Below are 13,042 nucleotides of genomic sequence, written 5' to 3'. Positions count from 1 at the left end.
CCTGAGGGGCATGACTTCTGATTTTCTGCGTGCCGATGGCCGCGCCCTTGACCAGATGCGTTCTGTTCGCATCACCCGCGGCTTTACTTCTAACCCCGCAGGCTCCGTGCTCGTTGAATTCGGCAACACCCGTGTCATGTGCACCGCAAGCGTCGAATTTGGTGTGCCTCGGTTCAAGAAGAACTCTGGTGAAGGCTGGCTGACCGCTGAATACGCGATGTTGCCTTCCTCCACCCATGACCGGATGCCGCGTGAATCGATGCGCGGCAAGGTCAAGGGGCGTACCCATGAAATCTCTCGGCTAGTAGGCCGTGCCCTGCGCGCCGCGGTGGATTTGAGCCAGCTCGGCGAGAACACCATCAACATCGACTGCGACGTTCTCCAAGCCGATGGCGGCACCCGTACCGCTTCCATCACTGGCGCCTACGTGGCACTGGCTGATGCGATTGCCGTTCTCCAAGCCGAAGGCGTCGTCCCCGGCCAGCCGTTGTTGCCGCCGGTAGCCGCCGTCTCCGTCGGACTTATCGACGGTCGGGTGTGCCTGGATCTTCCCTACGAGGAGGACTCACGTGCGGAGGTCGACCTCAACGTGGTGATGACCGAGTCCGGTCGTTTCGTGGAAATCCAGGGCACCGGCGAGCAGGGCGACTTCGGTCGTGAGGAGCTCAACCAGATGTTAGATTCCGCAGAGAAGGGTTGCCGCGAGTTGGTGGCGGCTCAAAAGGCTGCTCTGGAGGCATAAGTAGTCATGCAGCTGCTGGTGGCGTCGAATAACGCCAAAAAGCTCAAAGAACTCGAACACATCTTGGCGTTGGCGGGTGTGCAGGGCGTCGATATTCTGCCCCTTTCGGCAGTCGATCCCTACTCCGAGCCTGTCGAGGATGGCCGTCATTTCGCGGATAATGCCCTGATCAAGGCTCGCGCCGGGGTTCGGGAAACTGGTTTGGCGACCATCGCTGATGATTCTGGCTTAGCGGTCGAAGAGCTCAATGGCATGCCTGGGGTGCTCTCTGCTCGATGGTCGGGAGTCCATGGTGATGACGAGGCTAATAACCGGTTGCTGTTGGCGCAGATGGGTGATGTCCCGGATGAGCGGCGTCGTTGCGCATTCGTATCGGTCTGCGCTTTGGTGGCCCCCAACGGCGAGGAACACCTAGCTGAGGGGCGCTGGGAAGGCCATCTGTTGCGCGCTCCTTTGGGAGACAACGGGTTTGGCTATGACCCGCTCTTTCTTCCAGCTGATGAGGTTGCTGCGGGTCGCTCCTCAGCGCAGCTGTCCGCAGAGGAAAAGAATGCCCTCTCTCATCGAGGGAAAGCGCTGGCACAGTTGGTTGAGGTGATCCGGGGCATGGCCGAAGGACAGGCCACCGTGGTGGACTAAACTCCTAGCAATGACCCCGCTGAATATCGATGATCCTCGAAACCGGCCGACTGGCTCTACCCGGGAGCGCCAATTTGTACTCACCCTTGGCTGCCCGGATGACACCGGCATCGTAGCCCGGCTGGCCACCTTTATTGCCGGGCACGGCGGATTGATCACGGAAGCTGCCTATTTCGCGGATCCGCAGAACAACTGGTTTTTCACCCGCCAAGCCATTCGCGCTGAGTCGATGGATCTGAGCATCGAGCAGCTGCGGGAAGCCTTCCTTCCTGTTGCACAAGAGTTAGGCCCCCGAGTGCAATGGCAGCTGTCAGATACTGCTGTGCTCAAAAAGGTCGTCTTATTGGTTTCTCGCGAGGGACATTGCCTGCATGATCTACTCGGGCGAGTCGCGGAGAATGATTATCCGATGGAGGTTGTCGCGGTAGTAGGAAACCATGAGAATCTGGCCTATATTGCCGAAAACCACGGAGTGCCTTTTCACTTAGTGCCCTTTCCCAAAGATGCAGTGGGCAAACGTCGGGCTTTTGAAGAACTTGCCGAGATCGTCAACGGCTATGAGCCTGACGCGATTGTCCTCGCCCGCTTCATGCAGGTTCTACCGCCGGATTTCTGTGAGATGTGGGCAGGCAAGGTGCTCAACATTCACCACAGCTTCTTGCCGTCCTTTATGGGCGCACGCCCCTATCACCAAGCGCATAAGCGCGGGGTGAAGCTCATCGGCGCTACCTGCCACTACGCCACCCCAGATCTTGATGATGGCCCGATCATTGAACAAGATGTCATTCGGGTGACCCATAAAGATAGCCCGGAGGAGATGCAGCGACTCGGGCGAGACGCAGAGAAGCGCGTCTTAGCGCGCGGTCTGCGCTATCACCTCGAGGACCGAGTATTAGTCTATGGCAACCGAACGGTTGTCTTTGACTAATTTCCTTTAAAGAGGGCAGGAAACGACTAAAGCAGGAGGGGCGCGTGCATATGCACGCGCCCCTCCTGCTTTAGCTGTAGCTGATTAATCCAGCTGGAACTCCGCGGTCACTTCGCGGCGGCGGTTGGCCTCAACGATAAAGGACAAGAAAGGAACGACACCGGAGATCGCGGTGGTAAACCACACGATGGGCTTCCACCGAGCTTTAAGCCCCAAGTTGAGCGTGGCAAGCAGGTAGGCCATGAACGCCCAACCGTGAAGGATGGCGACCACGGTTGCCCATTCGGGAATCTCAACTTTAAGCACGTACTCCAAGACCATCCGCACGACCAAGATCAACAGGAATACACCGGTCACCCAAGCGGTGACCGAGAAGATCCGGAGGGCATTTTTTACCCGCCGTTGTCGCTCGGGGTGAATCTTCGGTGCGGCCTGGGTGGTCATGGGGTGCTTTCTCCAGAGTCTCGGGGGGCGCCTCGGCGCGGGGTATTGAGTTCATTGAACGTTTCGACGTCGATGGTGGGCCGTGGCGGCAGGAAATCTTCATCGATGGTGGTGGTTTGCGGATCGAATTGTTCGGCATCTGCCTGATAGAGAAAATCCGGGTCGTCGGAGTGGTTTTCCGCGTCGATCCGATCGTTCTCGTACTCCATGTACTTGCGGTAGGCGAAGATGAAAAAAGCTCCAAATAGTGGCCATTGAAACGCGTAGCCCAAGTTTTGGAAGGTTCCGGATCCAGATTGGAACCTCGCCCACTGCCACCAAGCCAATCCGATGGTGCACAACACAGCGACGCTGAGGAAGATGACGTGCGAGGCACGTACCTTCTTTCGCTGTCGTTTCCCGCCGTTGCTATCGCTCACGGGTCACTACGATACCCCGCACCCTCCAAAAGGTGGAGCCGATGGGGGCAATCTCGGATCGAACAGGTAGTATTTCTCAAGTACGCGCCCGTGGCGGAATTGGCAGACGCGCTGGATTTAGGTTCCAGTGTCTTAGGACGTGGGAGTTCGATTCTCCCCGGGCGCACAATAAGGGTTCATTTCGATGAAGCTTTCGGCCAGGTCTTTCGAGGACCTGGCCGTTTTTTATTGCCATTTTCCGCTTTCGGCCGTGCCCCATATGTTCGGGAATTGGCCGCAAATGTGTCGGGGGTTGCGTCCCTGGAGACCGCACGTGTGGGAAGTCATTAGCATCGATACTCATGAGCATTGACCGAGTGATTGATCAGTATTACGAGCAGCAGGGGACCGTTCCGCAGGCCCCAGTGGTCCCAGATAACGCCTGTCAGGTGTTCGAAAAGCCCGTTGTGATAGATACCCCTGACAAGTCAAATAGTGTTTTAGGTCACGAAGAAATCAATGCTGAACGGGAATTGGCTAAGGCGCGTCGCGCCGTCGATACGCTGCTGCGTTCTTAGGCAAACGCAAGTACTTTTAGGCCTTCGCCCCGGACTGCATGGCCCCCTTTATGGCATTAAATTCCATGCACCTATCGGCAGGTCGCCGTCAAAGATGACGCTTTCCTCATGATTTTGTGGCATATTTGGCTATCAAAACTTGTGGGCACCCTGTGTCCGCGTTCTTTTGTCATGCACCAGTAGTAAACACAGGAGCGAGTTCACACGTGACCGATTACAGCACTTCCTTCGGAGCGGACCGATTGATTAACCGTTTCGATAGCGAGCCTTTCGCCTTGGCCTTTTCTGGCCAGGGATTCAATTGGCTAAAGAGCCTGCGCACGGCCATCGCTGCCGGCGTGGGTACCTCCATCACCTCTCTCGTTGATGGTGCAGCAGCCAAGTTGGAGCCGGTAGCCGATGAGTTGGCAGGCACCCGACCTTTTGGTTTTGATCCAGTTGCTTGGGCTCGCGATGAGAGCGACCCTGCTTTCGATACTGCCCAGGCAGCGGTCAGCGTTGCCGGGATTTTCACCGCCCAGCTGGCTGTGTTGGAGACGCTGGACAGGCAGGGACTTGAGCTAGAGCAGGCCACCGCCAGCATTGGCCACTCACAAGGCGTGCTTTCCGCGATGTTGATGGCAGGTCGCGCTGAATCCGACGATCTCCTGGCGATTGCGCAGCTCATTGGCGCAGCAATGACCAGGACCGCACGGATGACTGGCTTGATCCAGCAGGGCGATCAGATGCCCATGATTGCAGTCAACGCCATCACCGCAGAGCAACTTCGTGCAGCCATCGACCACGCTTGCGCGGATGTCCCGGAAGAGATCCGCCCGGTTGTCGGCCTGCGCAATTCTCGCAACTCCCATGTCCTGGTGGGCCGGCCGCAAGATAATGCGGCGGTCCTCGAACTGCTGGGTAAATTCGCAGCTCGCGACGCCAAGGCAATCGAGCGCAAGGAACGCGGCGGCGCCCCCTTTGCTCCGACCTTCAACCCGCTGGCAGTCCAGACTGCGTTCCACCACCCAGCCATGAACGCTGCGGTTGAGCAGACCGTGGTCTGGGCCAAGAAAGCCGGTTTGGACCAAGAGGTAGCCCGCGAGGCCGCAATGAAGGTCTTGGTTGACGCTGTTGATTGGCCCGCAGAGATTGATCAGGCCATTGCCTCCGGTGCCAGCTGGCTCCTCGAAGTCGGCCCCGATGGCGGTATGAACGCACTGACCCGCCGCATCGTGGCGGGCCGGGGCGTCGGCACGCTAGATGTCTCCGGAACTGCCGGTCAGGCAGAGCTTTTTGACGCCGGCCTAGCACCGGCATTGCCCGTCTCCTGGGATCAGTTCGCCCCCCGGTTGGAAACCGTCGGCGGGACCACCCGCCTGGTTACTCGTTTCACCGAGGTCACCGGCTACACCCCGATGATGCTGCCCGGGATGACCCCGACCACCGTCGATCCCTTGATCGTTGCTGCAGCGGCTAATGCCGGCCACTGGGCCGAGCTCGCTGGCGGCGGACAGGTCACCGAAGCCGTCCTCGAAAACAACCTAGAGCGCCTTGCGGAGCTGTTGGACCCAGGCGTCAACGCCCAGTTCAACTCCATGTTCCTGAACCCCTACCTCTGGCGTTTCCAGATCGAGGGCAAGCGCCAGGTTCCGCGTGCTCGAGCCAATGGCGCCCCGATCGACGGCATCATCGTCTCCGCGGGCATGCCGCCCAAGGACGAGGCCGTCGCATTGGTCAAGGAACTGCGCGAAGCCAACTTCCCTTGGGTGGTATTCAAGCCGGGTGCAGTCAAGCACATCCGCAACGTCCTCGACGTCGCAGACGAAGTACCCGAGATCCCGATCATCATCCAGGTCGAGGGCGGCAAAGCCGGCGGACACCACTCGTGGGAGGACCTCGATGAACTCCTGATCGCCACCTATGGTGAGATCCGTCAGCGCGCCAACGTCATCCTGGCCGTCGGTGGTGGCATCGGCACCGCCGAGCGGGCCGCCGAGTACATCACCGGTACCTGGGCTGCTGCCCACGACCTGCCGGTCATGCCGGTCGATGCCATCATGGTCGGCACCGCCACCATGGCTGTCCTCGAGTCCACCGCTTCCGATGCTGTTAAGCAGGCATTGGTTGCAGCTGCCGGAACCCCCGGTTGGGCCGGCGCGGGGCGCGCAGAAGGTGGAATCGCCTCCGGTCGCTCCCAGCTCGGCGCCGATCTGCACGAGATCGACAACTCCTTTGCTAAGGCCGGACGCTTGCTCGATGAGGTCGCCGGTGACACCGAGGCTGCACAGGCCCGGCGCGAGGAGATCATCGCCGCGATCAACAAGACTTGTAAGCCTTATTTCGGCGATCTTGACGCGATGACCTACCTTGAGTGGCTCAACCGCTACTTGGAGGTCTCCGGCCCCTATGAGGGCGCCTGGACCGACGTGTCTTGGTTCAACCGGTTCGTAGAGATGGTCGGGCGTGCGGAATCGCGCCTGAGCGATATCGATCACGGTAGTTTCACCCCGGCCGTCGAGGTTGATATCAACGACCCAGCAGCCGCAGTGGCTGCACTGAAGGCTGCTTACCCAGTGGCCGCCACTGATCTGCTCCACCCAGCGGACATCATCTGGTTCCGCGCGCTGCTGAGCAAGCCCGGCAAGCCGGCCAACTTCGTGCCCGTTATCGACGGCGATGTTCGTCGCTGGTGGCGTTCGGATTCGCTGTGGCAGGCACATGACCCGCGCTATAGCGCCGATGAAGTCTGCATCATCCCGGGTACTGCCGCAGTGGCTGGCATCACCCAGGCCAATGAGCCCGTTGCCGAGGTCCTCAACCGCTTCAACCGAGTCGCTATTGCTGCTCTGGAAGCTGCCGGGGAAACCGCCACCGAGCTGAAAACCACCGTGGTTGAGCGAGTGCTATCCGCACCCGGCACCTACTGGGCAGGCCGCCACCAGTCCTCCTTCATTGCTCGTCTCGGCTCCCCGGAGTCCTGGCAGCTAGCCGAGGACAAGGCTTCAGCCACCCATGGCGCCACCGGCGCTCAGGTGGTTGCCCAAGACGATGAGCATGCCGTGCTCACTGTTCCGTTGGCCGGATCCACCGCCTTTGGCACCACCGTGGACCTGACCATCCGCTTCACCGTGCCCGCTGGCACTCCGATGTCGGCTAGCCCGCAGGTCACCCAGGCAGATGCTGAATCCGCCATGGCCGGACTGACCCGGGTCGCCGCCGGCGGAACCTTGGCCAAGCTCAACGCCGAAGGCGTTGCAGAGTGGTCCACCACCCTTGATTCCGGCCTGCTGGCCGATTATGACAACGTCACCTCCGGCTACCTGCCTCGCGAGTTGGCTGTGCAGGGCACCGCCCCAGATGTTCTGGTTGGTCGCGCATGGCCGGCCGTATTCGCTGCCGTTAATTCCGCCTTCATCCCGGGTACTGACTCAGCTTCGGTGGTCGAGGGCATGCTGTCGCTGGTACACCTCGAGCACCACATCACCATGCTCGATCAGCTGCCCCAGACCGAAACCGGCGCGGTAGACCTTCAGGTCACCGCTCACGCCGACGAAGTCGCAGATACCGATATGGGCCGCCTAGTGGTAGTCCGTGCGGAGATTTCCGCCAACGGTCGCCTAGTGGCCAAGCTCGCTGAGCGCTTCGCCATCCGTGGCCGCAACGGTCATATGACCGCTCGCACCAATACCTCGGCGCTGCCGAGCGTGGTCGATACCCCGCGTTCCTTCCGTGCCTTCGCACGCGTGGCTGCCCCGGAATCCATGCACCCGTTCGCTGTAGTCTCCGGCGACCGTAACCCGCTGCATGTCTCCAATGTCGCAGCTGGCCTAGCTGGTCTGCCCGGAGTCATTGTTCATGGCATGTGGACCTCCGCCATCGGCGAGCTCATCGCGGCAGCTGGCTACTCCGAAGATTCCTCGGATACCACTCCGAGCCGGGTCGTCGAATACACCGCCACCATGCTGGCCCCGGTTCTGCCGGGCCAGATCATCGAGTTCACCGTCGAGCGCTCAGGCGTGGATAATCGCCGCGGCTGCGGAGAAGTTCGTTCTATCACTGCGACCGTCGATGGCGCGATGGTGCTTACTGCTACCGCCGTCATGGCCGCCCCAGTGACCTTCTATGGCTTCCCCGGACAGGGCATCCAGTCGCAGGGCATGGGGATGGATTCCCGTGCTTCTTCGGCCGCAGCCCGTGAAGTCTGGGACCGAGCAGATCGCCATACCCGCAGCCGCTTGGGCTTTTCTGTACTGGAAATCGTCCAGAACAACCCGACCGAGGTGGTCGTCTCCGGAGAGCGCTTCCAGCACCCGGATGGCGTCTTGTTCCTGACCCAGTTCACTCAGGTGGCTATGGCCACCCTGGGTTGCGCCCAGATCGCTGAGATGGCCGAGTCCGAGGCTCTGAACAAGGATGCTTACTTCGCCGGACACTCCGTTGGTGAGTACAACGCCCTCGCTGCCTACTCCGGGGTGTTGTCCCTAGAGTCGGTCGTGGAGATTGTCTACCGTCGCGGACTGACCATGCACCGCTTGGTCGAGCGTGATGAACAAGGCAATTCCAACTACGGCCTGGCTGCCTTGCGTCCGAATAAGATGCGCCTGACCGCCGATAACGTCTTCGACTACGTGGCAGGTGTTGCAGAGCGCACCGGCGAGTTCCTTGAGATTGTTAACTACAACATCGCCGGCGTGCAGTACGCCGTCGCTGGCACTCGTGCCGGACTCAACGCACTTAAGGCCGATGCTGAGGAGAAGGCTCCCGGACAGCGCGCCTTCATCGTGATTCCGGGCATTGACGTGCCCTTCCACTCCAGTCACCTGCGCGATGGCGTGGATGATTTCCGCGAGCACCTCGATTCGCTGATCCCGGCCACCGTGGACCTCGACATCTTGGTCGACCGCTACCTGCCGAACTTGGTGGCCCGCCCGTTCTCACTGGGCCGCGATTTCGTCGAAGCCATTGCTGAGGTCGTCGATTCGCCCTATATCGCTGAGATTCTCGCCGATTGGCAGAGCGCGGCAGCCGATGAACACAAGCTGGCCCGCACCCTGCTCATCGAGTTGCTGGCGTGGCAGTTTGCCTCCCCGGTCCGCTGGATTGAGACCCAGGATCTGATCCTGCGCAGCCTGGACAATGACGGTTTGGGTATTGAGCGTTTCGTTGAGGTTGGCGTTGGCACCTCGCCAACCCTGGCCAATATGCTCGGCCAGACCTTGCGTTTGCCGCAGTACGCTGGATCTCCCATCGAGGTCCTCAACGTCGCCCGTGATCGCTCGGTGGTTTTCGCCACCGATGAAATCGTGCGCGAGGTCGCGGAGCCCACACAAGCAGCTGATCCGGTTGAAAGCACGTCGGCACCAGAGGCTGCGGCAGCTCCGGTCGCGGCTGCAGCATCGACTCCAGTCGCCGCCGCAGGTGCGGCTACTCCGGATGACATCACCTTCACCCCGGGCGATGCCACCGAGATGCTCGTGTCTATCTGGACCAAGGTCCGCCCGGATCAGATGGGTGCGGCCGATTCCATCGAGACCCTCGTCGAAGGCGTGTCTTCTCGCCGCAACCAGCTGCTGCTGGACCTGGGCGTGGAGTTCGGACTTGGTGCCATCGACGGTGCTGCGGATGCAGAACTTGAGGCTCTGAAGGCCACTGTGACCAAGATGGCCAAGAACTACCAAGCTTTTGGTCCGGTTCTCGGTGACGCCAGCGCGGATGCCCTGCGCCGGATCACCGGCCCGACCGGCAAGAAGCCCGGTTACATCGCCGAACGCGTCACCGGCACGTGGCAGCTTGGCCAGGGCTGGGCAGACCACGTCGTCGCGGAGGTCGTCATGGGCGCCCGCGAAGGCTCTTCCCTGCGCGGCGGTGACCTAGCCAGCCTGGCTCCGGCCTCACCGAGCAATGCCAAGGAATTGGATGCGCTTATCGACGCCGCCGTCCAAGCCGTCGCCGCTCGCCGCGGTGTCGCGGTGGGCTTGCCCTCAGCGGGCGGCTCCGCAGGTGGAGTCGTGGATTCGGCAGCACTAGGCGAGTTCGCCGAGCAGGTCACCGGCAAGGAAGGCGTGCTGGCGGAGACCGCCCGCACCATCCTGGCGCAGCTGGGTATCAGCGAGATCAGTGGACACAGCTTTGAAGAACAAGCCGATACCGTCGACCTGTTCGAGATGGTCTCCCGCGAGCTCGGCTCCGATTGGCCTCGCCAGGTCGCACCGAGTTTCAACGCCGAGCAAGCAGTGCTGCTCGACGACCGCTGGGCCTCTGCCCGCGAGGACCTCACGCGTGTGTCTCTCGGCGAGCTCACCGCAGCAGAGTTGGATCTCACCGGTGCCGGTGAGCAGGTAGCTGCCCAAGCTGAGTACCTCGGATTCCCGGAGTTGGCAGCCCAAGCTCGCGATGAGCGCGCATTGGCCTATGCCCAAGATGTCGCCGTGATTACCGGTGCTTCTCCGAACTCCATCGGTGCCGCCGTAGCCGAGCAGTTGTTGGCAGAAGGCGCCACCGTGGTGGTAACCACCTCGAGCCTGTCGCACTCGCGCCTGACTTATTACAAGTCCCTGTATGCCGGATCTGCTCGCGGTAAGGCTGCTCTCTGGGTCATCCCGGCCAACCTGAGCTCCTTTAGCGATCTCGACGAGGTCATCAACTGGATCGGTACCGAGCAGACCGCCACCGTTAATGGTCAGAAGAAGGTGCTCAAGAAGGCACTGGCCCCGAGCCTGTTGTTCCCCTTCGCCGCCCCGCGCGTAATGGGCACGCTGGCCGATGCTGGCCCGTCCGCAGAATCTCAGATGCGCCTGCTGCTCTGGGCCATCGAACGCTTGATCGCTGGTCTTTCTGAGATCGGAACCGATACCAACGTGGGCAAGCGCCTGCATGTGGTCTTGCCTGGCTCGCCCAACCGCGGACGCTTCGGTGGCGATGGTGCTTATGGCGAATCCAAGGCTGCCCTCGATGCCATTGTCACCAGGTGGAAGGCCGAGCCAGTCTGGGGCGATCGCACCAGCTTGGTTCACGCCTTCATCGGCTGGGTCCGTGGCACTGGCCTGATGGGCGGCAACGACCCCTTGGTCGATGCCATCGAAGCTAAGGGCGTGACCACCTTCTCCACTGAAGAAATGGCTCAGCGCTTGGTTTCCCAGGTCACCCCGGAGGCTAGGGAAAGCGCCGCTCAGGCGCCCGTCATCGTCGATTACACCGGCGGACTAGGGGAGTCGGATGTCAACATCGCCGAGCTCGCCCGTGAAGCCGGGGAAGCGGCTGCTGCCGCCGGAGACGGCGGCGTCGATAAGCAGGAAGTCACCGAGCCACGCACCCTGCGCGCATTGCCGAGCCCATACCGTCGCTTCGAGTGGACCGCACCGAAGTTCACCGACGTCTCCACCAGCCTCGAGGACATGATCGTCATCGTGGGCGCCGGCGAGTTGGGCCCCTACGGCTCTGCCCGCACGCGTTTCGACGCCGAGCTCAGCGGTGACCTCACCGCTGCCGGAGTCATCGAATTGGCCTGGAGCATGGGACTGATCCGCTGGGATGACGCCTGGGTCGATGCCGATGACAATGAGATCGCTGAAGAAGATATCTACGAGCACTTCCACGATGAAGTCCTCGCCCGAGTGGGCATTCGCCGCTACCACGATGATTTCTTCATGGTCAACAACCTCGCACCTGAGCTGACCACGGTCTACTTGGATAAGGACCTGTCCTTCACCGTCGCTTCCGAGGAAGAAGCCCGCAGCTTCGTCTCCTCCGAGCCAGATCACACCTCGGCCTATGTTGATGCCGAGTCCGGTGAGTGGACCGTGGTTCGCCACACCGGATCCGCCGTGCGCGTCCCGCGCCGGGTGACCATGTCGCGCTTTGTTGGCGGCCAGATCCCCGAGGGCTTCGACCCGGCAGTCTTTGGTCTGCCGGCCGATATGATCGACAACCTCGATCGTCTGGCGCTATGGAACCTGGTCTGCACCGTGGATGCCTTCCTCTCCTCCGGATTCACCCCGGCGGAGCTGCTGCGCGGCCTGCACCCAGCCCGAGTCTCTTCTACCCAGGGCACCGGCATGGGCGGAGTCGAGTCGATGCGCTCGCTCTACCTCGATGGCCTACTGGCAGAGCCGCGCGCCAACGACATCCTGCAGGAGGCGCTGCCCAACGTCGTGGCCGCGCATGTCATGCAGTCCTATGTCGGTGGCTACGGCCAGATGATCCACCCGGTGGCCGCTTGTGCCACAGCTGCAGTCTCGGTGGAAGAAGGCTACGACAAGATCTCCATCGGCAAGGCCGACTTTGTGGTCGCTGGTGGTCTCGATGATCTCTCCATCGAAGGCATCACCGGCTTCGGCGATATGGCAGCCACCGCTGATTCCGCGGAGATGGAAGCCAAGGGCATCGATCACCGCTACTTCTCCCGAGCCAATGACCGTCGTCGTGGCGGCTTCATTGAATCCGAGGGCGGCGGCACCGTGCTGCTGGCCCGTGGCTCCCTCGCCGCTGATCTGGGGCTACCAGTCCTGGGCGTAGTAGCCTTCGCTGAGTCGTTCGCCGATGGCGCGCACACCTCAATCCCGGCCCCTGGCCTGGGCGCATTGGGTGCTGCTCGTGGCGGTGCTGACTCACGTCTGGCCAACCAGCTGGCCAAGGTGGGTGTGTCCGCCGACGAGGTCTCGATTATCTCCAAGCACGACACCTCCACTAATGCCAATGATCCCAACGAGTCCGACCTGCACGAGCGCATCGCTGCCTCTATCGGTCGCAGCGATGGCAACCCGCTCTATGTGGTCTCGCAGAAGTCCTTGACCGGACATGCCAAGGGCGGTGCTGCCGCCTTCCAGATGATCGGTCTGACCCAGGTGCTGCGTTCTGGCCTGGTCCCGGCGAATATGTCGCTGGATTCTGTTGACCCAGTCTTGGCTAAGCATCAGCACCTGGTGTGGTTGCGTAAGCCGCTGGATCTGTCAGCTCAGGCACCCAAGGCTGGCCTGGTGACCTCCTTGGGCTTTGGACACGTCTCCGCACTGGTGGCTATTGTCCACCCGGGTGCTTTCCTGGCCGCCTTGAGCGCTGAGCGTGGTCAAGAAGCTGCTACCGCGTGGGTTCTGGCCGCAGCCGCCCGGGAGTCTGCCGGATTGCGCCGTATCGTTGGTGCCATGCACGGTGGCGACCCGCTCTTCGAGCGTCCTGCCGATCGCAACCTAGGCGGTACCGGAGACAGCGTCAAGGCTAGGGAAGCCTCGGTCTTGCTCGACGATGACGCCCGCCTAGTCGAGGGTGTTTTGCGCACTGGTGATGAGATCACCAGCTAACTAAGACTCGCCGAAGCTTGATCAAGACCCCCGAT

Annotated in this window: 7 protein-coding genes and 1 tRNA gene; 6 read left to right on the top strand and 2 right to left on the bottom strand. The window is 61.3% G+C overall.

Annotated elements, in window-relative coordinates:
* Positions 1-10: 10 nt before the first annotated feature.
* The 3 genes from rph to purU are packed head-to-tail and all read left to right on the top strand — an operon-like array spanning position 11 to position 2,309.
* A complete protein-coding gene (rph, locus tag C5L39_RS05015) occupies positions 11-742 on the top strand; it encodes a ribonuclease PH (RefSeq protein ID WP_123047740.1) in 732 nt (243 codons plus the stop codon).
* 6 nt (positions 743-748) lie between these two features.
* Positions 749-1,381: an RdgB/HAM1 family non-canonical purine NTP pyrophosphatase gene (rdgB, locus tag C5L39_RS05010; RefSeq protein WP_123047739.1), complete on the top strand. Its 633-nt coding sequence runs from the start codon at positions 749-751 to the stop codon at positions 1,379-1,381.
* Positions 1,382-1,391: 10 nt separating this feature from the next.
* Positions 1,392-2,309 carry a formyltetrahydrofolate deformylase gene (gene purU / locus C5L39_RS05005; RefSeq protein ID WP_123047738.1) on the top strand — a complete coding sequence of 306 codons (918 nt, stop codon included), beginning with the start codon at positions 1,392-1,394 and terminating at the stop codon, positions 2,307-2,309.
* An 84-nt stretch (positions 2,310-2,393) separates the two neighbouring features.
* Here the strand turns inward: purU and C5L39_RS05000 are convergent, their stop codons facing one another.
* Positions 2,394-2,753: a DUF3817 domain-containing protein gene (locus C5L39_RS05000; RefSeq protein WP_123047737.1), complete on the bottom strand. Its 360-nt coding sequence runs from the start codon at positions 2,751-2,753 to the stop codon at positions 2,394-2,396.
* Positions 2,750-3,172, bottom strand: a complete 423-nt coding sequence (locus C5L39_RS04995) for a hypothetical protein (protein WP_123047736.1) — start codon at positions 3,170-3,172, stop codon at positions 2,750-2,752. The genes C5L39_RS05000 and C5L39_RS04995 overlap by 4 nt, the downstream gene beginning before the upstream one ends.
* Before the next feature lie 84 nt (positions 3,173-3,256).
* Here C5L39_RS04995 and C5L39_RS04990 point away from each other — a divergent pair.
* The 3 genes from C5L39_RS04990 (at position 3,257) to C5L39_RS04980 (ending at position 13,007) form a co-directional block, all read left to right on the top strand.
* Positions 3,257-3,338 (top strand) — tRNA-Leu (locus C5L39_RS04990).
* Between the two features lie 175 nt (positions 3,339-3,513).
* Positions 3,514-3,729: a hypothetical protein gene (locus C5L39_RS04985; RefSeq protein ID WP_123047735.1), complete on the top strand. Its 216-nt coding sequence runs from the start codon at positions 3,514-3,516 to the stop codon at positions 3,727-3,729.
* 206 nt (positions 3,730-3,935) lie between these two features.
* The gene (locus C5L39_RS04980) at positions 3,936-13,007 is read left to right on the top strand and encodes a type I polyketide synthase (protein ID WP_123047734.1); all 9,072 of its coding nucleotides are present in this window, start codon (positions 3,936-3,938) and stop codon (positions 13,005-13,007) included.
* The last annotated feature ends 35 nt before the right edge of the window (positions 13,008-13,042 follow it).

Source organism: Corynebacterium alimapuense, assembly GCF_003716585.1.
GTDB lineage: Bacteria > Actinomycetota > Actinomycetes > Mycobacteriales > Mycobacteriaceae > Corynebacterium > Corynebacterium alimapuense.
The sequence above is the reverse complement of the archived record's forward strand: the minus strand, read 5'-3'. Positions and strand labels throughout refer to the sequence as shown.